The sequence below is a fragment of the Pseudomonas sp. BW7P1 genome (genome assembly GCF_024981055.1).
GTDB lineage: Bacteria > Pseudomonadota > Gammaproteobacteria > Pseudomonadales > Pseudomonadaceae > Aquipseudomonas > Aquipseudomonas bananamidigenes.
The window spans coordinates 2,903,631-2,926,015 of record NZ_CP103374.1 but is presented as its reverse complement, the minus strand read 5'-3'; the positions used below and the strand labels follow the sequence as shown (position 1 = coordinate 2,926,015).

18 protein-coding genes are annotated in these 22,385 nt (G+C 61.7%); 5 read left to right on the top strand and 13 right to left on the bottom strand.

What is annotated here, in order from left to right; all coding sequences use genetic code 11:
* The first annotated feature begins 125 nt into the window (after nt 1-125).
* On the top strand, nt 126-284 hold the full coding sequence (locus tag NWV16_RS13100; RefSeq protein WP_176704418.1) for a hypothetical protein: 159 nt from the start codon (nt 126-128) through the stop codon (nt 282-284).
* Here the strand turns inward: NWV16_RS13100 and NWV16_RS13095 are convergent, their stop codons facing one another.
* Nucleotides 285-785, bottom strand: a complete 501-nt coding sequence (locus NWV16_RS13095; protein WP_260523374.1) for an MgtC/SapB family protein — start codon at nt 783-785, stop codon at nt 285-287.
* Between the two features lie 121 nt (nt 786-906).
* Between NWV16_RS13095 and NWV16_RS13090 the strand changes: the two genes are divergently transcribed.
* The 3 genes from NWV16_RS13090 to mapR all read left to right on the top strand — a co-directional run bounded on the left by NWV16_RS13090 (nt 907) and on the right by mapR (nt 4,307).
* A complete protein-coding gene (locus NWV16_RS13090) occupies nt 907-1,140 on the top strand; it encodes a DUF3203 family protein (protein WP_065258014.1) in 234 nt (77 codons plus the stop codon).
* Between the two features lie 195 nt (nt 1,141-1,335).
* Entirely contained in the window at nt 1,336-2,766 is a 1,431-nt protein-coding gene (gene ccoG / locus NWV16_RS13085; protein WP_260523373.1) for a cytochrome c oxidase accessory protein CcoG, read from the top strand.
* A 131-nt stretch (nt 2,767-2,897) separates the two neighbouring features.
* Nucleotides 2,898-4,307: a GntR family transcriptional regulator MpaR gene (mapR, locus tag NWV16_RS13080; protein WP_065258016.1), complete on the top strand. Its 1,410-nt coding sequence runs from the start codon at nt 2,898-2,900 to the stop codon at nt 4,305-4,307.
* Between the two features lie 50 nt (nt 4,308-4,357).
* Here mapR and NWV16_RS13075 read toward each other — a convergent pair whose 3' ends face one another.
* From NWV16_RS13075 to NWV16_RS13040, 8 genes are all read right to left on the bottom strand, one after another.
* On the bottom strand, nt 4,358-5,104 hold the full coding sequence (locus tag NWV16_RS13075; RefSeq protein ID WP_260523372.1) for an SDR family oxidoreductase: 747 nt from the start codon (nt 5,102-5,104) through the stop codon (nt 4,358-4,360).
* Nucleotides 5,105-5,187: 83 nt separating this feature from the next.
* Nucleotides 5,188-7,269: a putative bifunctional diguanylate cyclase/phosphodiesterase gene (locus tag NWV16_RS13070; protein ID WP_260523371.1), complete on the bottom strand. Its 2,082-nt coding sequence runs from the start codon at nt 7,267-7,269 to the stop codon at nt 5,188-5,190.
* A gap of 204 nt (nt 7,270-7,473) precedes the next feature.
* Complete coding sequence (locus NWV16_RS13065; RefSeq protein WP_260523370.1) at nt 7,474-8,943, bottom strand: efflux transporter outer membrane subunit; 1,470 nt, start codon at nt 8,941-8,943, stop codon at nt 7,474-7,476.
* Nucleotides 8,940-12,047, bottom strand: coding sequence for an efflux RND transporter permease subunit (locus NWV16_RS13060; protein ID WP_260523369.1), 3,108 nt, complete (start codon nt 12,045-12,047; stop codon nt 8,940-8,942). The genes NWV16_RS13065 and NWV16_RS13060 overlap by 4 nt, the downstream gene beginning before the upstream one ends.
* Complete coding sequence (locus NWV16_RS13055; RefSeq protein WP_260523368.1) at nt 12,044-15,148, bottom strand: MdtB/MuxB family multidrug efflux RND transporter permease subunit; 3,105 nt, start codon at nt 15,146-15,148, stop codon at nt 12,044-12,046. Before NWV16_RS13055 ends, NWV16_RS13060 begins: the two co-directional genes overlap by 4 nt.
* Nucleotides 15,145-16,452 carry an MdtA/MuxA family multidrug efflux RND transporter periplasmic adaptor subunit gene (locus NWV16_RS13050; protein WP_260523367.1) on the bottom strand — a complete coding sequence of 436 codons (1,308 nt, stop codon included), beginning with the start codon at nt 16,450-16,452 and terminating at the stop codon, nt 15,145-15,147. Before NWV16_RS13050 ends, NWV16_RS13055 begins: the two co-directional genes overlap by 4 nt.
* A 174-nt stretch (nt 16,453-16,626) precedes the next feature.
* Nucleotides 16,627-17,127, bottom strand: coding sequence for a thiol peroxidase (tpx, locus tag NWV16_RS13045; RefSeq protein ID WP_260523366.1), 501 nt, complete (start codon nt 17,125-17,127; stop codon nt 16,627-16,629).
* Nucleotides 17,128-17,259: 132 nt separating this feature from the next.
* The gene (locus tag NWV16_RS13040) at nt 17,260-17,703 is read right to left on the bottom strand and encodes a polyketide cyclase (RefSeq protein ID WP_260523365.1); all 444 of its coding nucleotides are present in this window, start codon (nt 17,701-17,703) and stop codon (nt 17,260-17,262) included.
* A gap of 131 nt (nt 17,704-17,834) precedes the next feature.
* Here NWV16_RS13040 and NWV16_RS13035 point away from each other — a divergent pair, with 131 nt between their 5' ends.
* Entirely contained in the window at nt 17,835-18,260 is a 426-nt protein-coding gene (locus NWV16_RS13035) for a YciI family protein (RefSeq protein WP_260523364.1), read from the top strand.
* 61 nt (nt 18,261-18,321) lie between these two features.
* Here the strand turns inward: NWV16_RS13035 and NWV16_RS13030 are convergent, their stop codons facing one another.
* From NWV16_RS13030 to NWV16_RS13015, 4 genes are all read right to left on the bottom strand, one after another.
* Nucleotides 18,322-18,993 carry a DUF3313 domain-containing protein gene (locus NWV16_RS13030; protein WP_260523363.1) on the bottom strand — a complete coding sequence of 224 codons (672 nt, stop codon included), beginning with the start codon at nt 18,991-18,993 and terminating at the stop codon, nt 18,322-18,324.
* Between the two features lie 115 nt (nt 18,994-19,108).
* Nucleotides 19,109-20,083, bottom strand: coding sequence for a hypothetical protein (locus NWV16_RS13025; protein ID WP_260523362.1), 975 nt, complete (start codon nt 20,081-20,083; stop codon nt 19,109-19,111).
* A 129-nt stretch (nt 20,084-20,212) separates the two neighbouring features.
* Nucleotides 20,213-20,692 (bottom strand): DUF934 domain-containing protein, encoded by a 480-nt coding sequence (locus tag NWV16_RS13020; RefSeq protein WP_260523361.1) that lies wholly within the window; start codon nt 20,690-20,692, stop codon nt 20,213-20,215.
* Nucleotides 20,689-22,362 carry a nitrite/sulfite reductase gene (locus NWV16_RS13015; RefSeq protein WP_260523360.1) on the bottom strand — a complete coding sequence of 558 codons (1,674 nt, stop codon included), beginning with the start codon at nt 22,360-22,362 and terminating at the stop codon, nt 20,689-20,691. Before NWV16_RS13015 ends, NWV16_RS13020 begins: the two co-directional genes overlap by 4 nt.
* Nucleotides 22,363-22,385 lie beyond the last annotated feature (23 nt).

The following is a 22,385-nucleotide window of genomic DNA, read 5'->3' as shown; positions in this document are numbered from 1 at the left end:
GAGCGAACCTCGGTGACAAAAGTTCACAGGGATTTGCGCCGCCACAAAATCGGATCGATTTCGTGCAGACGTGGTCAACCCACTTAAGCACTTCTCACGCCATGTGCCATACGGAGGTTCATCCGATGAGTATTCCGATCCCCGCTGAAACACCCGATCCGAACATCGACAAACCGGTGCTGCCCGAGACCGAGCCGCAACCGGTTCCGGAACAGGAGCCACCGGGCACCACACCACCGCCCAAGGAAGAACCACCGAGCACCATGCCGCCGGTGATTGTCTGATCAGGGCTCATGATCTTTCTCGAAGACTTTCACGATCCTCGGCATGACACTGAAGATCCCCAGCGCCAGCAACGTACTGAACACCGCCGTCGCTTCGCGGCCCAACCCGGCCGCGACGCCGATGGCGGCGGTCATCCACAGGCCGGCGGCGGTGGTCAGGCCCTTGACGTGACCTTCGTCACCTTCGTGATTTTTCAAAATGGTGCCGGCCCCGAGAAAGCCGATCCCGGCAATCACGCCCTGCACCACCCGGCTCATCGCATCGGCCTGGGAGCCGGACAACTGCGGCACCAACACAAACAGCGCGGCGCCGAGGGCCACCAGCATGTGCGTGCGGACACCGGCAGCCTTGCCCTTGTGCTCACGTTCGAAACCGAGAATCCCGCCCAGTACGGCCGCCATCAGCAGCCGCACGGTGATCCGCGTCAGTTGCGACGCATCACCGATGTCGGCGAATTCCGCTTGCAGGGTTTTCCACACTTCGTGCCACCAGGCGTCCATTGCGCAGTCCTTGAGCCGAGGTCATGAACAGTGGACAGCAGCGACCATTAATCGGTTGCGTAGAACGATCACCCGAACGGGCGCCCTAACCTTTCAACACCCTCGGAAAAAGGACAGCCCCATGACCGTGCGCATCGAAAACCAGACCTGTTTCTTCGCCACCGAAAACGGTGAACAGATTCGCCTGTGCGGCGACCTGACGGTCATCACCGACAGTGAAAAATCGATGTCCGCCGTGGAAATCGAGGGCCGGCGCATCTACATCACAGAAGCCGAAGCCGATGCCTTGACCGTCGCCGGAGCCGCTGACGGTCGCAAACACCTCAAAGCCACCGACGGTGATTCGGTGATTTGACTGACCCCGGTCAATATCTCGCGCAGCCGTCCGGGATAGGCGCCTGCGCCCCGCGCCGGCGACTGCTTCAAGTTGTCGCAGGGCCGGGCGCAAAACCCATCTGATACGCTTTTTATTGAGAGGCCTGAGTCTGTTATGCAAACAGATCGGCGCTCATAGTTCATTGGCCTGATGGAGGCTGATGAGCGAACGACCATGAGCGAACGAATCCCCGTCCGAACCGTAGAAGCATCTCCCCGGATAAAAAAAGTACCGGCGCGCCCAATGAAGGCGAAACACGCCAGCAGCGATAACCAGATTTTCACCCGCAGCTTCACCGGCTTGTTCCGCACCTTGCGCATGAGCGGCGCGGGATTCCTGTTCCTGCTGTTTTTCGGCACGGTTTGGCTGAACTGGGGTGGCCGTCAGGCGGTGCTCTGGGATCTTTCCGAAAGCAAATTCCACATCTTTGGCGCGACCTTCTGGCCGCAGGATTTCATCCTGCTGTCGGCGCTGCTGATCATTGCCGCGTTCGGCCTGTTCGCCATTACCGTATTCGCCGGACGGGTCTGGTGTGGTTACACCTGTCCGCAGAGTTCGTGGACCTGGATCTTCATGTGGTGCGAAAAAGTCACCGAGGGCGACCGTAACCAGCGCATCAAGCTGCAAGCGGCACCCTGGAGCCTCAACAAACTGGCGCGACGTGCGGCCAAGCACACACTGTGGCTGGCGATCAGTGTGCTGACCGGCCTGACCTTCGTCGGCTACTTCACCCCGATCCGCCCGTTGGCCGAAGAACTGCTGACCCTGCAGATCGGTGGTGTCAGCCTGTTCTGGGTGCTGTTCTTCACCGCTGCCACCTACATCAACGCCGGCTGGCTGCGCGAAGCGGTGTGCATGCACATGTGCCCGTATGCGCGGTTCCAGAGCGTGATGTTCGACAAGGACACCCTGGCCATTTCCTACGACGCCGCCCGTGGAGAAAACCGTGGCCCGCGCAAGCGCGACGTGAAACCGGCCGAAGCCGGTCTCGGCGATTGCATCGACTGCCAGTTGTGCGTGCAGGTCTGTCCGACCGGCATCGACATCCGTGACGGTCTGCAAATGGAATGCATCGGCTGTGCGGCGTGCATCGACGCCTGCGATTCGATCATGGACAAGATGAACTATGCGCGGGGCCTGATCCGCTATACCTCGGAGCGTGAGTTGCAGGGGGGCAAGACGCATCTGTTGCGTGCGCGCCTGATCGGCTACGTCACGGTACTGGTGGTGATGATCGGCGCCCTCACCCTGGCCCTGATCGAACGACCAATGGTGTCGCTGGACGTGACCAAGGACCGTGGCCTGTTCCGCGAGAACGGCCAGGGCCAGATCGAGAACATCTACACCCTCAAGGTCATCAACAAGACCCAGCAACGTCAGGACTACAACCTGAGCCTGGTAGACGGCGACGGCTTCCAGCTCCAGGGCAAGACCGAGTTGAGCCTGGCGCCGGGCGAGATTATCGATGTGCCAGTGTCCGTGGCCATGACCACCGAACGTGCAGCCAGCAGCTCGCAGACCTTGAGTTTCAAGATTGCCGACAGTGATGATCCCGAGATTTACAGCGTGGCGAAGAGCCGGTTTGTTGCGCCGATGAATCGTTGATCCCTTAGACTGCGGCGCGGCCATTCGCGAGCAGGCTCGCTCCCACAGGGAATGCAGTCAACAGTGGGAGCGAGCCCGCTCGCGAATGAAGGCGACACGGTCTTTCAGAAAGAAATCAATCCGGACCCAAGATGAAACGCTACGAAAAATTCGCCGACGACATCGCTGAACTGATCCGCTCCGGCGTCCTCGGCCCCGGTCAGCGGGTGCCATCAGTGCGCTACGCGAGCCAGACCTATGGCGTCAGCCCGTCCACGGTGTTCCAGGCTTATTACCTGCTGGAACGTCGCGGCCTGATCCGCGCCCGCCCGCGCTCCGGCTACTTCGTGAACACCCACGCTCCGAGCCCCTTCTCGGAGCCGGTGATCAGCCCCCCCGTCAACGAATCCACCCGGGTCGACGTCAGCGAACTGGTGTTCTCGGTGCTGGAATCGATCAAGGACCCGAGCACCGTACCGTTCGGTTCGGCGTTTCCCAGCCCCGAGCTGTTCCCGCTCCAACGCCTGTCCCGTTCACTGGCCAGCGCCGCCCGGGAGATGGATCCGCGCATGGTGGTCACCGACATGTCGCCGGGCAATCCGCAACTGCGCCGCCAGATCGCCCTGCGCTACATGGTCGGCGGGCTGATGCTGCCGATGGAAGAACTGCTGATCACCAACGGCGCTCTGGAGGCGCTGAACCTGTGCCTGCAAGCAGTGACCGAACCGGGCGACCTGGTGGCCATCGAAGCCCCGGCGTTCTACGCCAGCCTGCAAGTGCTGGAGCGTTTGAAACTCAAAGCCGTGGAAATCCCCGTGCACCCGCGCGACGGCATCGATCTTGGCGTGCTCGCCCAGACCCTGGAACGGCATCCGATCAAGGCCTGCTGGTGCATGACCAGTTTCCAGAACCCGATGGGCGCGACCATGCCCGAGGCCAGGAAACAGGAACTGGTGGAGTTGCTCAAGCGGCATCAGGTGCCGCTGATCGAGGACGATGTCTACGCCGAACTCTATTACGGTCAACAGGCGCCGAAACCGGCCAAGGCTTTCGACACCGAAGGTCTGGTGATGCACTGTGGTTCGTTCGCCAAGAGCCTGGCCCCGGGTTATCGCATCGGCTGGGTCGCCGCCGGGCGCTACGCGCAGAAGATCGAGCGTCTGAAACTGATGACCTCGCTGTGCGCCTCGATGCCGGCCCAGGCAGCCATCGCCGACTATCTGCAACACGGCGGCTATGATCGCCATCTGCGTAAACTGCGCTACGCCCTCGAAGAACAGCAAAGCGCCATGTTGGCGGCTATCGCCCGCTACTTTCCGGCGCAGACGCGCGTGAGCCAACCGGCCGGCGGCTATTTCCTGTGGCTGGAACTGCCACCGCAGATGGATTCGTTAAAGCTGTTTCAAATGGCGTTGGCGCAAGGCATCAGCATTGCGCCGGGGCCGATCTTCTCGCCGACCCAGCGATTCAGGAACTGCATCCGCTTGAACTACGGCAGCCCGTGGACCGAAGCCTCGGAGAAAGCGATGGAGACGTTGGGGCGGATTGTGCGGTCGTTCTGAGTGCTGATCGTTCCCACGCTCTGCGTGGGACCGATCAACGACCCTGAAACTCAGCGACCGCCACCGAGATCGACGAAAGTCCCGGTGGCATACGAAGCCTTGTCCGACAGCAGCCAGACAATCGCCTCCGCCACTTCATCCGGCCGCCCGCCCCGCGCCATCGGAATTGCCGACTCCAGCTTGCTGACCCGGTCCGGATCGCCGCTCAACGCGTGGAAGTCGGTGTAGATGTAGCCAGGACGCACCGCGTTGACCCGAATCCCCTCGCCCGCCACTTCCTTGGACAGACCGATGGTGAAGGTGTCGAGTGCGCCTTTTGACGCGGCGTAATCGACGTACTCGTTGGGCGAGCCCAGCCGCGCAGCGACCGAGGAGACGTTGACGATGCTGCCACCCTGCCCGCCATGTTTGGGCGACATGCGCAGGATCGCATGCTTGGCGCAAAGGATCGGAGCCAGAACGTTGGTTTTCATGATTTTGAGGATGCGGAACTCCGACATTTCCTCGACCCGGGATTTATGACCGACGGTGCCGGCATTGTTCACCAGCGCGGTCACCCGGCCCAGCTCCGTGTCGACCCGTTGAAACAGGCCGATCACCTCGTCCTCGATACTGACGTCGGCACGGACGGCGATGGCGGTGGCGCCACGCTCGCGTACCTGCTCAAGCACGTGGTGGGCAGCCTGTTCGTCCGTCTGATAATTGATGCAGATCCGATAGCCTTGCTCGGCAGCCAACAGCGCCGTGGCGGCCCCGATTCCGCGACCGCCACCGGTGATCACAATGACTTTATCCATGCTGGCCTTCCCTCGATGCACTCGTAACAGTCGAGGCAAGAATAACCGCCATCGCGGGGTTTTGCATGGCCTGCGTCAGCGGTTCAGCTCACCGCCAGAGGTTTGTCCCGCGCAATGCCCTGCAAAAAGCGATCAGCCGGCATCGGGTGGCCGAGCAGATAGCCTTGCAACGAATCGCAACCCAGTTGCGTCAGAAAATCCTGCTGAACGCCGGTTTCAACACCTTCGGCGACGATGCGCAAGCCCAGCGCCTGACCCAGCGCGACAATCGCCGAAACAATGGCCGCGTCATCGCTGTCATGCTCCAGATCGCGGACGAAGCCACGGTCGATCTTCAGTTCGTTGGCCGGCAAGCGCTTGAGGTACATCAGGCTTGAATAACCGGTGCCGAAATCGTCGATGGACAGGTCGACGCCCATGTCGGACAGCTCCTGCAGCACTGTCATGCTCGCGTCGGCGTCACTCATGGCGGTGGTTTCAGTGATTTCCAGCGTCAGGCTGTTGGCCGGCAAGCGGTGTCTCGCCAGCGCCTTGGCCACGCTTTGCACCAGCCCGGCGTGGCAGAACTGCAAGGCCGACAGGTTGACCGCGATGCGCCAGTCGGTGTGGCCCAGCACAAACCATTCGCGCATCTGTCGGCAGGCTTCGTTGAGCACCCATTCGCCAATCGGGATGATCAGCCCGGTTTTCTCCGCCAGTTCGATGAACTTGTCCGGCATCAGCATGCCGTGAGTCGGGTGCTCCCAACGCAGCAGCGCCTCGGCCCCCACCGGACGCCCGTCGGCGGCGTGGAATTTGGGTTGGTAATGCAGACAGAATTGATTGTGCTCCAGCGCCGCGCGCAGATCCTGCAGCAACTGAAGTTGCTTGCGTGCGTTGCTGTTCATCGAGGCGTCGAAAAAGCTGTAGCCGTTCTTGCCGCCACCCTTGGCGTGGTACATCGCCGCGTCGGCGTTCATCAGCAGTTCCTGGGCACTGTGGCCATTGCCCGGATACACCGCGATGCCGACACTGGCGGAAATCTGCAGTTCATGTTCTGCCACCCGGAACGACTGCGCGATCAGACCGACCTGACGCGCGGCCAGCCCCAGTGCATCGTTGGGCTCGCTCAGGCGCACCAGCAGCACGAACTCGTCACCACCGATCCGTGCCAGGGTGTCGAGGCTGCGCAAATCTTCGCGCAGACGCACCGCCACCTCTTTGAGCAACTGATCGCCCATGTGATGGCCGAAGGCATCGTTCACCGGTTTGAAGCCATCCAGATCGATGAACATCAGCGCGAAACAACCGCCCTGCTCGTTGACCTTTTTCATGGCTTGATTGATCCGGTCATCCAGCAACATGCGGTTCGGCAGACCGGTCAGCGTGTCGTGCAACGCCAGTTGAGTGAGTTCACGGTTGGCAACAGTCAACGAATGGGCCAGATCGGCAGTACGCGCCTCAAGGCGTGCGTCGAGAATCGAGGTCAACAGCGCAATGCTCAGCACCGCCAGCGTGGTGATCAGCACCAGATTGTCCAGGCCACTGCCGTTCAGACCATTGAGCGCCGCACCGCAGAAACTTCCCTCGGGAAAACGCGCCGCCGCCATGCCGGTGTAGTGCATGCCGACAATCGCGATCCCCATGACGATAGCGGCACCGGCACGGAACAGACGCACGTAAGGCGATTGCTGACGCAGGCGAAAGGCAATCCACAACGCCGCCGCCGAAGCACCGACGGCAATCGCCAGCGAGACGCCGAACAAAGTGGGGTCGTAATCGATGCCCGGTTGCATGCGCATCGCGGCCATGCCGGTGTAGTGCATGGCGCTGATGCCGGCGCCCATGATCAGGGCGCCGAAGGCCAGTTGCCAGGCCGGCAGTTTCGGCTGGCTGACCAGCCACAGGGCGAAGCCGCAGGACAGTACGGCGATCAACAGCGAAAGCGCCGTGAGCGCAATGTCATACCCCAGGCTGATCGGCAGCTTGAACGCCAGCATGCCGATGAAGTGCATCGACCAGACGCCGACCCCCATGGCAAACGCGCCACCGGCCGTCCACAAATGCACGGCGCGGCCCCTGGCAGTGGCGATGCGCCCGGTCAGGTCGAGCGCGGTGTATGAAGCCAGGATCGCCACACTCAGCGAAATGAAAACCAGGGTGAAGGAATAACTACCGATGAGCATGGGCATTCTCGCGACCACCCCACCGGACTGCGTCCGTCCGCGGCGGGGACAAATGCGGCGATTGTACTGATTGCGCGGAAGAACGCACTGACAAAGTAATCAAATGGCCATCAAGCCGATGAAACGCTTGTTTGATCGTCTGACAGGGCTCCAGGCCGGGATCACGACACGGAGCATTCCCGCGCATGGCGCGGGAACCCGGCGTCAGGGATTCTGGCTGGTTTCCAGCTGCCCGTCCCAGCCACCACCCAGCGCCGCGATCAGCTGCACGCTGGCAATCAGCCGGCTTTGCAGGATGTTGAGCACCGTACGCTCGTTGCTCAGTGCCGTGGCTTGCACCACGACCACGTCGATGTAGGCAATCAGTCCGGCCTTGTACTGGTTCTGGGTCAGACGCAGGGAATCCCGCGCCGCATCCAGCGCTTCCTGGCGCACAGCCGCCTCGTCCTCGTACACCTTCAACTGCACCAGATAGTTTTCCACTTCGCGAAAGCCGTCGAGCACGGTCTGCCGGTATTTGGCTACAGTCTCGTCGTATTTCGCTTCGGTGCGGTCGACTTCCGCCGAGCGACGGCCACCGTCGAACAGCGGCAGGCTCATCTTCGGCCCGACCGACCAGAAGCGGTTCGGCAGGCTGATCAGGTCACGGGAGGTACTGCTGCTGTAACCGCCGCTCATGCTCAGGGTGAAATCCGGGTAATACGCCGCTTTGGCGACGCCAATACCGGCATTGGCCGCGATCACCGAGCGCTCCGCCGAGGCGATGTCGGGACGTCGTTCCAGCAGTTGCGACGGCAGGCTCAACGGAATCTGCGGCAGCTTCGGGATGTCCTGGGTTTCGGCGATCTTGAACTGCGCCGGTGGTTGACCGGTCAGCACGGCAATCGCGTTCTCGAACTGTGCCCGTTGCCAGATCAGGTCCACCAGATCGCCCTGGGTGGATTTGAGCTGGGTCTGTGCCTGCGCCACCGCATCGCGCCCGGATATTCCGGCGTTGTACTGGTTCCGGGTCATTTTCAGCGAACGCTCGTAAGCCTCCACCGTCGACTCCAGCAAACGTTTCTGCTGATCGATCACGCGCAATTGCAGGTAGTTCTGCACCAGCTCCGATTGCTGGCTCAGGCGCATGGCCGCCAGATCGGCGTAGCTGGCCTGGGCGCTGGCCTCGTTCGCCTCCAGACCACGACGCAACTTGCCCCAGACATCGGCCTCCCAACTCACACCCAGTTGCGCGTTGTAGGTATCGCGAATACCGCTGGCGGAACTGCTCAGGCTCGAACTGCTGCTGCCGGTGCCCTGGCTGGAGCGGGTCTTGCCCGCGCTCAGATCGAGCGTCGGGTAGAACGCGCCACGGGCATCACGCACCAAGGCCTGGGCCTGACGATACTGCGCCTCGGACTGGGCCACGGTCTGGTTGGAACTGTTGAGTTTTTCCACCAGTTCGTTGAGCTGGCGGTCGCCGTACAGTTCCCACCAGGCGCCACGGGCCAGAGCGTCGGAAGGGCTGGCCTGACGCCAGCCTTCGGCCTCTTTGTATTGAGCGATTTCGGCAGTCTGCGGGCGCTGGTAGTCCGGGCCGACGGCGCACGCGCTGAGCATCGCCACGCACAGCGACAGGCTCAGCAGACGCGAGCCGCGGACACTGGCCAGTTGGATAAGCGAACGGTCATTCATAGCGGAGTTTCCAGAGCGGCATCGGTACGCACGCCACGCCACTTGTTGAAGCGATGGCGGGCCTTGTCGAGATAGAGATAAACCACAGGTGTGGTGTAAAGGGTCAGGATCTGGCTGAAGATCAGCCCGCCGATGATGGTCAGGCCGAGCGGCTGGCGCATTTCCGCACCTTCGGCCCGGCTGAGCAGCAACGGCAAGGCGCCGAGAATTGCCGCCAAGGTGGTCATCAGAATCGGACGCAGCCGTTGCAGACAGGCGCTGCGGATCGATTCCAGCGGTGCCATGCCCTGGTGACGCTCCAGTTGCAGCGCCAGGTCGATCATCAGGATCGCGTTCTTCTTCACCACACCGATCAGCAGGAACAACCCGAGCAGCGAGATCAGGCTGAATTCACCCCCCAGCACATAGATCGACAGCAGCGCGCCGACCCCGGCCGACGGCAGTGTCGACAGAATGGTCAGCGGGTGAATGTAGCTTTCATACAGCACACCCAGCACCAGGTACACCGCCAGCAGCGCACCGAGAATCATGAACGGCTGGCTCTTCTGGGTGGCCGCGAAGGCATCGGCGGTGCCGGCCATTTTCGCGATCACGTCTTCCGGCAGGCCGACCTTGGCGATCGCTCGCTCGATGGCCGCGCTGCCCTTCTCCACCGTCACGCCTTCGGCCATGTCGAACGCGATGCTTTCGGAGGCGAACTGACCTTCGTGGCTGACCCGGTCGTCTTCCAGGCTGCTTTCGTAGTGGGCGATGGTCGACAGCGGAATCCGTGCGCCATCGGCAGTGATCACCTGCACCTGATTGAGCGTCACCGGATCCTGGGCGTATTTCGGATTGACCTCCATCACCACCTGATACTGGTTGAGGCTGTCGTAGATCGTGGAAATCTGCCGCTGGCTGTAGGCGTTGTTCAGCACGGCGGTGACCATGTTCATGTCCACACCCAGACGCTTGGCCTGATCGCGGTCGACGATCAGCGTGACCTGCTGCGCACCGCGTCCTTCACGAGCATCGATGGCCGTCAGTTCCGGCAAGGCCCGCAACGCGGTCACCACTTTCGGGTACCACTCGCGCAAGGCACCCAGATCGCCACTCTGCAGGATGTAACTGTACTGCGACGTGGTCTGTTCACGACCGCCACCGAATTGCAGGTCCTGGTCGGCCATCAGCATCAATTGCGCGCCGGGCACCTTGGGCATTTCCTTGCGCAGACGCTCGATGACTTTCTGCGCCGAGATGTTGCGCTCTTTGATCGGCTTCAGGCGCACCAGCATGAAAGCGTTGTTGGTGCCGTTGTTGCCGCCGATGAACCCGGCAACGCTTTCGACCGCGTCATCCTTGAGCACGGCGCGGCGGAAGGTTTCCATTTTCGGCTGCATCACGCTGAACGACAGACCGTCGTCACCGCGCACGAAACCGATCAACTGGCCGGTGTCCTGTTGCGGCATGAAGGTCTTCGGCACCACGACGTACAGGGCGACGTTGACCCCGACCGTGATGATCAGGCTCAGCAGCGTCAGACGTCGGTGGCGCAGCACCCAATCAAGGCTGGTGGCGTATTTGCCGACCATCCAGTCGTTGGTGCGCCGGCTCCAGCGTTGCAGACGGTTTTCCTGCCCCTTTGTATGCGGTTTCAGCCAGCGGGCACAGAGCATCGGCGTCAGGGTCAGCGACACCACCAGCGACACCACGATGGCCGCGGCCAGGGTGATGGAGAACTCACGGAACAGGCTTTCGATGATCCCGCCCATGAACAGGATCGACAGGAACACCGCCACCAGCGACACGTTCATCGACAGCAGTGTGAACCCGACTTCCCTGGCCCCGAGATACGCGGCCTTCATCGGTTTGACGCCTTCATCGATATGCCGGGAAATGTTCTCCAGCACCACGATGGCGTCGTCCACCACCAGCCCGGTGGCGAGAATCAACGCCATCAGCGACAGGTTGTTCAGGGAAAACCCGTACAGGTACATCACCGCAAAGGTGCCGACCAGCGACACCGGCACCGCCAGGGTCGGAATCAGGGACGCCCGGAAATTGCCGAGGAACAGGAACACCACCAGGATCACCAGCGCCACGGCGATCAGCAGGGTCATCTCCGCTTCGTGCAGGGTGGCCTTGATCACCGGCGAACGGTCCATCGCCAGATTCAGTTTGACGCTGGCCGGCAGCACCGCCTGCAGCGCCGGCAACTGGGCCTTGATCTCGTTGACCGTCTCGATGATGTTGGCGCCGGCCTGCCGGTTGATCACCAGCAGCACCGCCGCATCGTCGTTGAAGAAACCGCTGTTGTAACGGTCTTCCACACCGTCACTGACCTTGGCCACATCCTTCAGACGCAGGGCGGCACCACCGTTGTAGTGGATGATCAGCGATTCATAGTCCTTGGCTTTTTCCAGCTGGTCGTTGGCCTGGATCTGCCACAGCCGCTGGTCGTCCTCGACCGAACCCTTGGGTCTGCGTACGTTGGCGCCGGCGATGGTCTTGCGCACATCATCCAGCGCCACGCCGTACTGGTTCAGCGCCTGGGGTTCGAGCTCGATGCGCACCGCCGGCAGGGAGCTGCCGCCAATCTGCACTTCACCCACGCCCTGCACCTGGGACAGGCTCTGGGACAGAATGGTCGAAGCCAGGTCGTAGAGCTGGCCTTTTTCCAGTACATCCGAAGTCAGCGACAACACCATGATCGGTGCCTGCGACGGGTTGACCTTCTTGTAGGTCGGCATGCTGCGCATCCCGCTCGGCAACAGGTTGCGCGAAGCGTTGATCGCCGCCTGCACTTCCCGCGCTGCGCCATTGATGTCGCGGTCGAGGTCGAACTGCAGAATGACCCGGGTCGAGCCCTGGCTGGAGCGGCTGCTCATGGTGTTGACGCCGGCGATGGCGCCGAACGAACGCTCCAGCGGCGTGGCCACGGTGGAGGCCATGACCTCCGGGCTCGCGCCGGGCAGGCTCGCCTGCACCACGATCACCGGGAAGTCCATTTGTGGCAGTGGCGACACCGGCAGCAGACCGAAGCTCACACCGCCCAGCAGCATGATCGCCAGGCTCAGGAGCATGGTCGCCACCGGGCGTTTGATGAAAGGACCGGACAGGTTCATGGCTGCTCTACCGGCTCCACGGCCGAAGGCGCACGGCCCCAGCGCCGACCGAGGCGGTCGAAGTACAGGTAGATCACCGGCGTGGTGAACAGCGTCAGGATCTGGCTCACCAGCAATCCGCCGACCATCACCAGACCCAGCGGCTGACGCAACTCAGCCCCGGAGCCGGTGGCCAGCATCAGCGGCACCGCACCGAACAGCGCCGCCAGCGTGGTCATCAGGATCGGCCGGAAGCGCAGCAGCGCCGCCTGATAGATCGCCTGTTCCGGCGCCATGCCTTGAGTACGTTCGGCGTCGAGGGCGAAGTCGATCATCATGATCGCGTTCTTCTTGACGATACCGATCAGCAGGATGATGCCGATGATCGCGATCATGCCCAGGTCATTGCCGCTGAGCAGCAGCGCCAGCAATGCGCCGACCGCCGCCGACGGCAAGGTCGAGAGAATGGTGATCGGGTGAATGTAGCTCTCGTAGAGCACGCCCAGCACGATGTACATGGTCACCACCGCCGCGAGGATCAGCAGCAAGGTACTCGACAGCGAAGCCTGGAACGCTTCGGCCGCGCCCTGGAACTGGGTCTGCACGCCGATCGGCATACCGATGTCCTTCTGCACCTGCTCGATGATGTCCACCGCATGCCCCAGCGCCACGCCGTGGGCCAGGTTGAACGACATCATCACCGCCGGGAACTGGCCGATGTGGGTGATTGCCAGCTGTGCCTGACGCTCTTCGACATGGGCCAGGCTGGACAATCGCACCTGGCCGCCATCGGTGGTCTTGACGTGGATCTGGTCCAGCGCCTGCGGACCGATCTTCTCCCCGGCCTGAGCCTGCAGCACCACGCGGTACTGGCTGGCCTGCGTGTAAATGGTCGAGATCTGCCGCTGGCCGAATGCGTCGTACAGTGCGTCGGTGATATTCGCCACCGAAACGCCAAGGCGTGAAGCCGCATCGCGATCGATCACCAGGAACACCTGCAAACCCTTGTCCTGCAAATCGCTGGCAACGTCGGTCAGCTCGGGACGCTGAGCCAGAGCCTCGACCAGACGCCCGCTCCACAGGCTGAGCAGTTCGGCGTCCGGCGAAGACATGCTGAACTGGTACTGGGTGCGGCTGACGCGGTCTTCGATGGTCAGATCCTGCACCGGCTGCATGAACAGACGGATGCCCACCAGTTTGTCCAGTTGCGGTTGCAAGCGGGTAATCACTTCGGCAGCCGTCAGATCACGCTGACTGTGAGGCTTGAGGTTGATCAGCAGGCGACCACTGTTGAGCGTGGCGTTGTCGCCGTCGACGCCGATGTAGGACGACAGGCTCTCCACCGCCGGATCTTCGAGAATCACCTTGGCCAACGCCTGTTGACGCTCGCCCATGGCGGCAAAGGAAATCGACTGCGGCGCCTCGGAGATGCCCTGGATCACCCCGGTGTCCTGCACCGGGAAGAAGCCCTTGGGCACCACCATGTAAAGGAACACGGTCAGCGCCAGGGTGCCGATGGCCACCAGCAGGGTCAACGGCTGGTGCTTGAGCACCCACTGCAACTTGCGTCCGTAGGCGGCGATCATCCAGTCGATGAGCGCGCCGCTGGCGCGGTAGAAACGGCCCTGCTCATGTTCTTCCGGCTCACGCTTGAGCAGACGCGCGCACATCATCGGCGTCAGCGTCAGCGAGACCACCAGGGAAATCAGGATCGCCACTGACAGGGTGATGGCGAATTCGCGGAACAGCCGCCCTACCACATCAGCCATGAACAGCAGCGGAATGAGTACCGCAATCAGCGACAGGGTCAGGGAAATCAGGGTAAAGCCGATCTGCTTCGCGCCTTTGAGCGCGGCCTGCATCGGGCTGTCGCCCTCCTCGATGAAACGGGCGATGTTTTCCAGCATCACGATCGCATCGTCGACCACGAAGCCGGTGGCGATGGTCAGTGCCATCAGCGTCAGGTTGTTGACCGAGAACCCGGCCAGGTACATCACGCCGAACGTACCGATCAGCGACAGCGGCACGGCCACCGACGGAATGATCGTGGCGCTGGCGCGACGCAGGAACAGGAATGTCACCATCACCACCAGCGCGATGGCAATCAGCAGTTCGTGCTGCACGTCGGTGACCGAGGCGCGGATGGTCTGGGTGCGGTCGGTCAGCACGGTCACGTCGAGGCCGGCCGGCAGGTTGTCGGTGATGCTCGGCAGCAGCGCCTTGATCCGGTCGACCACCTCGATCACGTTGGCGCCCGGTTGACGCTGAATGTTCAGCAACACCGCCTGATTCTGGTTGGCCCACGCCGCCAGACGCTCGTTTTCGGCGCCATCGACGATCTGCGCGACATCCTTGAGTCGCAGCGGCGCGCCATTCTTGTAGGCCAGGATCAGGTTGGCGTAGTCCTTGGGCGAAGTCAGCTGGTCGTTGGCATCGAGCATCGACACCCGGGTCGGGCCGTCGAAGTTACCCTTGGGCTGGTTGACGTTGGACGCACCGATGAGCGTGCGCACATCCGACAGGTTCAGACCATTGGCCGCCAGCGCCTCCGGGTTGACCTTGATCCTTACCGCCTGACGCTGACCGCCGGCGATGCTGACCATGCCGACGCCGCTGATCTGGGCGATCTTCTGCGCCATGCGCGTGTCGACCAGATCGTTGAGTTTGGGCAGCAACATGGTTTTCGAGGTGATGGCCAGGGTCAGTACCGGGGTGTCCGCCGGGTTGACCTTGTTGTAGACAGGCGGCGCCGGCAGATCAGTCGGCAGCAGGTTGGTCGCCGCATTGATCGCCGCCTGCACCTGCTGCTCGGCGACGTCCATGTTGATGTCGAGACTGAAACGCAGGGTGAGCACCGAGGCTCCGCCGGAACTGGTCGAGGCCATTTGCGTCAGGCCCGGCATCTGCCCGAACTGACGTTCGAGCGGCGCGGTGACGGCGCTGGTCATCACGTCCGGGCTGGCGCCGGGGTACAGGGTCATGACCCGGATGGTCGGATAGTCCACTTGCGGCAAAGCCGAAACCGGCAGCAGGCGATAGGCGATCAGACCGGCCAGCACGATGGCCAGCATGCTCAGCGTGGTGGCGACCGGGCGGAGGATGAACAGACGCGAAATGTTCATGCGCCCTTCTTGGCCTTGTCGGTGACGGCAGCATCAGGTGCGCTGGCGGCGGATTTGCCTTGCAGGTGGCCGGTCGGGGTGGTCGGCACATCCTGACTGTCGTTGACCACTTCCACCTCACTGCCCTCCTTCAAACGGTCGGTGCCTTCCAGCACCACGCGGTCGCCGGCGGCCAGGCCTTCAGTGATCACGGTGTTCTGCCCGTCACTGGCGCCGATCTTCAAATGGCGGATGGTGACTTTCTTGTCGCCGTCCATCGCATAGACGAACGTACCGTTGGTGCCGAACTGAATGGCTGCGGACGGTGCCAGCACCACACCCTTGAGGGTGTCGGCCAGCAGGTGGACGTTGACGAACTGGTTGGGGAAAAGGGTCTGGTCGCGGTTTTCGTAGCGCGCCTTGAACTTCAGGGTGCCGGTGGTCACGTCGATCTGGTTGTCGAGGCTTTGCAGCACACCGGTGGCCTGAATTTTCGTGTCGCCACGGTCCCAGGCTTCGGCCGGCAGTCTGGCGCCGCTGCGATAGCGGGCGAGCACGGTTTCGAGGGAGTTTTCCGGCAACGTGAAGACCACGCTGATCGGCTGGGTCTGGGTAATGACGGCGAGGAAGGTGGTGTCATTGGCCGCCACCAGGTTGCCGACGTCGAGCTGGCGCAGGCCGATGCGACCGGCAATCGGTGCGCGGATCTTGGTGAATTCGAGATTGAGCCTGGCGTCGTTGACCGCCGCCTGATTGGTCTTCACGGTACCGAGAAACTGGCCGACCTGGGCTTCAGCGGTGTCCAGGGTCTGCTTGGCGATGCTGTCCTCTTTATACAGACCGCGATAACGCTCGACATCGACCTGAGCGTTTTTCAGCTGTGCCTGATTCTGCAGCAAGGTGCCCTCGGCCTGAAGCAAGGCGTTCTGGTACGGGCGCGGGTCGATCTCCGCCAGCAGGTCGCCGGCCTTGACCATCTGCCCTTCCTCGAAATAGATCTTCACCAGTTCGCCGCCGACCCGGCTGCGCACGTTGATGGTGTTGAGCGCGGTCACGGTGCCCAGTGCCTTGTAATACAGCGGGAAGTCACCGGTGACCGCCGGCGCCACGCGCACCGGGATCGGACCTGACGCCCCGCCGAACCCCGGACGCATCATCCCCGAACGCCCGGTGTGACCGGCCTGCGCCTTCTCACCGCCCTCCTTGTGGGCCGATCCGGCGGGCCAGAATTTCCAGCACAGGCCGGCGATGACCAGCAGGACCAGCAGGCTGAGCAGCCAGCGACGAGAGTTTCGGGAAGACGATTGCATGGAGTGATTGACCATTGGCGCGTGGGTTTCTATGACGGGAGGCTGAACGATAAGCACTGGTGGGGGTAAAGCAAAGCAGCTTTACCGGCAATTTACCTTCAACTTACGTTTCAAGGTGTGAGCCAAAACACTGATACACAAATGAAAACGGCCTGGACAGGGCCAGGCCGTTAACAATTGTAAAAGCGCTTACTTCAGTACGGCGAGGGCGGCGTCGTAGTTCGGCTCTTCAGCGATTTCCTTGACCAGTTCGCTGTGCAGCACGTTGTCGTTTTCGTCCAGAACAACCACCGCACGGGCGGTCAGACCTTTCAGCGGGCCGTCAGCGATGGCCACACCGTAGTTCTCGATAAACTCGGCGCCACGCAGGGTCGACAGGTTCTGTACGTTTTCCAGGCCTTCGGCGCCGCAGAAACGGGCCTGGGCGAACGGCAGGTCAGCCGAGATGCACAGCACGACGGTGTTGGCCAGTTCGTTGGCCTGAGCGTTGAACTTGCGCACGGAAGTGGCGCAGGTCGGGGTGTCGACGCTTGGGAAGATGTTCAGCACTTTGCGCTTGCCGGCGAAGTCTTTCAGGGTGACGTCGGACAGATTGCCGGCCACCAGGGAAAAGGCTGGCGCCTTGGAACCGGTTTGTGGCAGCTGGCCGTTGACTTGAACCGGGTTGCCTTTGAGAGTGACTTGAGCCATGAACGGTGTCCTTCTTAACGTTGTTGGGAAAGCATGCAAGAGGCGGAAGTTAACCACGAAATGGTCCGACGACCTATGCCTGAACCGAAATTGTCATGTGCCATCGCTCAAGATTGGATACAACCCTGAGCGCTAGCCGAGCAATTGCAGCATGTTGCGATGCCGGGCCTCGAAGATCCGTCGCATGTAACCATTCACCAGCAATCCTTCACTGAACGCCCCGCCAATCGCCGAATACGTCACGCGGTCGGTGTACAGCGTACCGCCCTCGCCCGCTGCCACCCGATGTTCATGACGAAAGGCACGCAAAGGCCCCTTGAGCATTTCATCAACGAAATGTGTGTCGCCGACTTCGCGGATCGTCACCGTCCAGTTCGACGGGATCAGGTTGAACATCCAGTGCCGGAAACGAAATTGCCGGCCCTCTTCAATGCGCAGATTGTTCAGGTCGATATCCCCCAGCGGCGTCACGCGCTCCGGGAAGATCTTCGGGAAATTGACGCCCTCCAGACAGAAATCGAGCACTTCTTTCGCAGTGCGGTCGGGGATCAGCGTGGTGAGTTCCAGGGTGGGCATGGCGGACACATTCCGTATGAAGGCGATGCTTGTTAAAACGCGGTTCTGCATCTTTTCTTTAACGACCTGTCGATTCAAGCCCCCGCCGTTCGACAAAGCAGTGAATCCCCCATTTCTCACGGAGAAACACCATGCGCTTCATGATCATTGTCAAAGCCAGCCAGGATTCCGAAGCCGGCGTGATGCCCAGCGAACAGCTGCTGACCGACATGGGTAATTACAACGAAGAACTGGCCAAGGCCGGCATCCTGGTGTCCGCCGATGGCCTGCACCCGAGCAGCAAAGGCGCCCGTGTACGTTTCAGCGGCGAGAAACGCAGTGTGATCGACGGTCCGTTCGCCGAAACCAAGGAGCTGATCGCCGGGTACTGGATCTGGGACGTGAAATCGAAGGAAGAAGCCATCGAGTGGGTCAAGCGCTGCCCCAACCCGATGCCGGGCACCGAGTCCGAGATCGAGATTCGCCAGATTTTCAGCGCTGAAGACTTCGGCGCCGAGTTCACGCCGGAACTGCGCGAGCAGGAAGAACGGATTCGCGAACAGGCCAAAAAACACTGACAACTGCACAAACAGTCCCCACGGTTTACGCCGTGGGGACTGCGCGTTGCTCAGCCTCGCGTCACTTGGCCTTCATCTTCAGATAAGACTGATGCATGTCCGCCGCCCAGCCATCGATCACGGCTTTCACATTGTCGGCTTTCATGACCTGAGAGTCGTTTTCCAGAGGCTTGCCGGTGCCCTTGCGCACGACTTGCGCCACCACCTTGTTGTTGCCGCCATCAAGGAACACGGCTTCGGTGGCCAGGGTGGTTTCCTGATCGCGACTGCCGCTGGCGGTCGTGACCGCTGCCGCCACCAAGGCAATCGGGATCACTTCATAGGCATGCAATCCTTCGGTCTTGCTGCTGACCGCCGTGATGGCCGCCCGCACCACGATCACACCCGGACCGGGTCCGGCGGCCAAAGGCAAGGACTTGCCCACTTCGCGCTTGAGTGCCTGGTCGTAGTAAGCCGTGATGCCGTTGAGGGTCTGTTGCGGGATTTTTACCGTGGGTTGAGGCTTGGGATAGAGCTGGGTCGGTTCGATATAGACGCTGGTGAACTTGTTGATATCGAGCTTGGGATCGACCCAGCGCATGACCTCGGCACCGGACGGTGATTTGGCCTCCTTGAGCTGGCTGTAATCCTTGAGGAAGCCTGAATACTCATCCGGAGCGACGGTTTTGCTGGAGCAGCCCACGACTCCAAGCGTGGCAATGCACAGGGTGCTCATCATTACGGCTAGCTTCATGCTGTAACTCCTGTCAGAAGGCCTGATTTATTGCATCGAGGAGTTACAGGTATAGCTAAAACCACAGGCTTTGCCCTGGCCGAAATCATCATTCACGCCAGGGTGCGGATCCGTCTCACCAGGTCGACGTCTCCCCGCTGCGCAACGCCATCTCCCGCCGGCTGTGAAGCCGCATCGCCTTGATCAGCGACACCGTACCCACCAGCAGAATCGCCGCGCCGAACAGGAAGTCGATGTTGTACAGCTGGAAATCCTGCACCGGCCCCACCAACACCGTGCGCACCACACCGATCCCCACCAGGGTGGCGAGGAAGTCGATGCCCGGCTCGTCGCGGTAGAACACCAGCAGCAACGGCAGGCACAACACCAGCAACATCAGCAGCACCACGACCTTGAACGCGCCTTTGCGCTCGACGCTGAACGCACATTCATGGGCGCCATAAGCCTTGTAGTCTTCATCGCGGACCACCGAGCCCTTCTCATTGATGTAATCGGCGCGGTTGTACTTCTGGATCGGCGTGAAGGTGTTGGACATTTCCATCAGCGTGGTGATGTTCTTGAAGCGCAGATCGACGCGCTCGTTGCCCTTGAGGTAATACAGGACTGGCTTGTAGCCGTAGCGATAGGTGTCGAAAGGAAATTCGGTGACCCGGCCCTGAACGCCGATGGGGCGCGATTCGAGCTGGGCAAAGGCGCTTTTGTCGGTCGAAGCCAGGTTGCGGCTCAACGGCAGCACTTTCACCTGTTCCAGGAAGATCGGCGTGACGCCGTAGGACCACTGCAACGGTTCCAGACGCAGACGCAGTTCGTTGCGGCCCAGGTCATAGCGGTTGAAGGTGCGTTCGGAGACCACCACCGCGCCGCTGAGCATGAACTCGCCGCGCAGGTTGTTGGTGATGCGCAGGGTCAGTTGATCCTTGCCCTGCAGCGCCGCATCCGGGGACGGAGGCGTGCCGCACCACGCGGTGCTTTCGCCGACACCGCCGAGCTGACCGCCACGGTTTTCATTGAATACGTAGATGTAGCCGGCCCACAGCGTCAGCATCAGCAGCAACGCGGTGAGGCCCAGAATCTTTTTGCCCGGACTCACTGATCAGACTCCCTTCTTCGTTCCGTCGTCCAGCCGAAAACCCGCTGGCGACGGGGACTCTACCAAAAGGCCAGCATCGACCCAAGGAAAAATCCCCGATTCATCAGGGTTCTAAGGGTTTCCCCTGCCTCACCTGCGCCGGAACAATGGCCGTGGCTCGATCACCGAGCGCCCGTACAGCACGCTCATTCCCGCCAGTCCCTTGAGCGCATCCTCGGCGGATTTGTCCTCGCGCACGGCAAAGCTGTCGAACCCGCACTGACGCATATGGCTCAGTTGATCGCGCAACACATCGCCAATGGCCCGCAACTCGCCTTTCCAGCCAAAACGGCTGCGCAGCAGATAGGCCTGGCTGTAGGCGCGGCCGTCGCGAAAAGTCGGGAAGTCGAGGGCGATCAGCGGCAACGAGGCCAGCCACGGCAGCAGGCTTTCGACGTCGTCGTCCGGCCCCAGCCAGACCGCGTGGGTTGAAGGGGATTCGAGCCAGTGAGCCAGCGGAAGTATCAGCATTTCACCGCCGCTCCCGGTTTCAGGCGCGCGGATCAGCGTCCACGGATCATCGAGCACGATCCGCGCCCCGCCCGCCTCCATCCGCAGCAGATTGTTCATGCCGATACCTCCAGCGCTTTCGGGTAGACCCGCTCCTTGAACGGTTCCAGCCCGATACGCGCCACGGTATCGACGAACAGTTCCTCGGCCTCGCGGTAACGGACGTAGGTGCCGATGATCCGTTCGATCACATTCGGCACCTCGGCGGCGCTGAACGACGGGCCGATGACTTTGCCCAGTGCGCTGTTCTTGCCCTGGGCGCCGCCAAGGGTGATCTGATACCACTCGCTGCCGTTTTTATCGACGCCGAGAATTCCGATATTGCCGATGTGGTGATGCCCGCAGGCGTTCATGCAACCGGAGATGTTCAGGCTGATGTCACCGAGGTCATGCAGGTAATCGAGGTCGTCGAAGCGCGCCTGAATCGCCTGGGCGATGGGAATCGACTTGGCATTGGCCAGCGCACAGAAATCACCGCCGGGGCAGGCGATGATATCGGTCAGCAATCCGGCGTTGGCGGCGCCCAGCCCCTGTTCCTGCGCCAGTTGCCACAACGCATACAGCGCCGATTTGGGTACGTCCGGCAGAACGATGTTCTGTTCGTGGGCGATGCGGATTTCGCCGAAACCGAAGCGCTCGGACCAGTCGGCCACGGCCAGCATCTGCAAACCCGTGACATCCCCCGGTGGCGAGGCCGGACCCGGTTTGGTCGACAGCACGACACTGGTGTAGCCCGACACTTTGTGCGGTTGCACATTGCGTGCGACCCAACGGGCGAACGCCGGGTTGTCGGCCAGGTGCGTGCCAAACTTCAGATCGGTCCCGGCCAGCGTGCGATAGTCCGGCGGCACAAAGGCGCCGGCGACCCGCTGGTATTCAGCGTCGGTCAGTTGTGCCGGGCCGTCCCTGAGGTGTTGCCATTCTTCCTCGACCTCTTTGGCGAACGCCTCGATGCCCAGCGCCTTGACCAGAATCTTGATCCGCGCCTTGTACTTGTTGTCGCGCCGACCGTGACGGTTGTAGACCCGCAGCACCGCCTCGACGTAGGACAGCAAGTGTTGCCACGGCAAGCCCTCGCGGATCTGCAGACCGAGAATCGGCGTGCGCCCCAACCCGCCGCCGACGATCACTCGCAACAGCATCTGCCCGTCGCGACCGGGGTAAAGGTACAGGCCGATGTCGTGCATCATGATCGCCGCGCGGTCCTGTTTCGCCGAGCAGATGGCGATCTTGAACTTGCGCGGCAGGAACAGAAATTCCGGGTTGATCGTCGACCATTGCCGCAGGATCTCCGCCAGCGGGCGCGGATCGATCAACTCGTCCGCCGCGACCCCGGCAAAGGCTTCGGTAGTGATGTTGCGTACACAGTTGCCCGAGGTCTGGATCGCATGCATGTTCACTTGCGCCAGGCGTTCGAGAATGTCCGGCACTTCCTGCAGTTCGATCCAGTTGAACTGCAGGTTCTGCCGGGTGGTGAAGTGGCCGTAACCCCGGTCGTAGTCACTGGCGATGCTCGCCAACGTGCGCATTTGTTCCGCGCTCAGGGTGCCGTAGGGAATCGCCACCCGCAGCATATAGGCGTGCTTTTGCATGTACAGGCCGTTCTGCAGGCGCAACGGCAGGAACTCTTCTTCGCTCAATTCCCCGGCCATGAAGCGCTCGACCTGATCGCGAAACTGCGCAACGCGCTCGAACACGAGCGCCCGGTCGTAATCATCGTACTGGTACATGCAGCGGCTACCTCATCGGTTTT

Bases quoted from the DNA above. Each gene is read 5' to 3' on its own strand.
- NWV16_RS13100 (WP_176704418.1), top strand. From the start codon at position 126: ATGAGTATTCCGATCCCCGCTGAAACACCCGATCCGAACATCGACAAA.
- NWV16_RS13095 (WP_260523374.1), bottom strand. From the start codon at position 785: ATGGACGCCTGGTGGCACGAAGTGTGGAAAACCCTGCAAGCGGAATTC.
- NWV16_RS13090 (WP_065258014.1), top strand. From the start codon at position 907: ATGACCGTGCGCATCGAAAACCAGACCTGTTTCTTCGCCACCGAAAAC.
- ccoG (WP_260523373.1), top strand. From the start codon at position 1,336: ATGAGCGAACGAATCCCCGTCCGAACCGTAGAAGCATCTCCCCGGATA.
- mapR (WP_065258016.1), top strand. From the start codon at position 2,898: ATGAAACGCTACGAAAAATTCGCCGACGACATCGCTGAACTGATCCGC.
- NWV16_RS13075 (WP_260523372.1), bottom strand. From the start codon at position 5,104: ATGGATAAAGTCATTGTGATCACCGGTGGCGGTCGCGGAATCGGGGCC.
- NWV16_RS13070 (WP_260523371.1), bottom strand. From the start codon at position 7,269: ATGCTCATCGGTAGTTATTCCTTCACCCTGGTTTTCATTTCGCTGAGT.
- NWV16_RS13065 (WP_260523370.1), bottom strand. From the start codon at position 8,943: ATGAATGACCGTTCGCTTATCCAACTGGCCAGTGTCCGCGGCTCGCGT.
- NWV16_RS13060 (WP_260523369.1), bottom strand. From the start codon at position 12,047: ATGAACCTGTCCGGTCCTTTCATCAAACGCCCGGTGGCGACCATGCTC.
- NWV16_RS13055 (WP_260523368.1), bottom strand. From the start codon at position 15,148: ATGAACATTTCGCGTCTGTTCATCCTCCGCCCGGTCGCCACCACGCTG.
- NWV16_RS13050 (WP_260523367.1), bottom strand. From the start codon at position 16,452: ATGGTCAATCACTCCATGCAATCGTCTTCCCGAAACTCTCGTCGCTGG.
- tpx (WP_260523366.1), bottom strand. From the start codon at position 17,127: ATGGCTCAAGTCACTCTCAAAGGCAACCCGGTTCAAGTCAACGGCCAG.
- NWV16_RS13040 (WP_260523365.1), bottom strand. From the start codon at position 17,703: ATGCCCACCCTGGAACTCACCACGCTGATCCCCGACCGCACTGCGAAA.
- NWV16_RS13035 (WP_260523364.1), top strand. From the start codon at position 17,835: ATGCGCTTCATGATCATTGTCAAAGCCAGCCAGGATTCCGAAGCCGGC.
- NWV16_RS13030 (WP_260523363.1), bottom strand. From the start codon at position 18,993: ATGAAGCTAGCCGTAATGATGAGCACCCTGTGCATTGCCACGCTTGGA.
- NWV16_RS13020 (WP_260523361.1), bottom strand. From the start codon at position 20,692: ATGAACAATCTGCTGCGGATGGAGGCGGGCGGGGCGCGGATCGTGCTC.
- NWV16_RS13015 (WP_260523360.1), bottom strand. From the start codon at position 22,362: ATGTACCAGTACGATGATTACGACCGGGCGCTCGTGTTCGAGCGCGTT.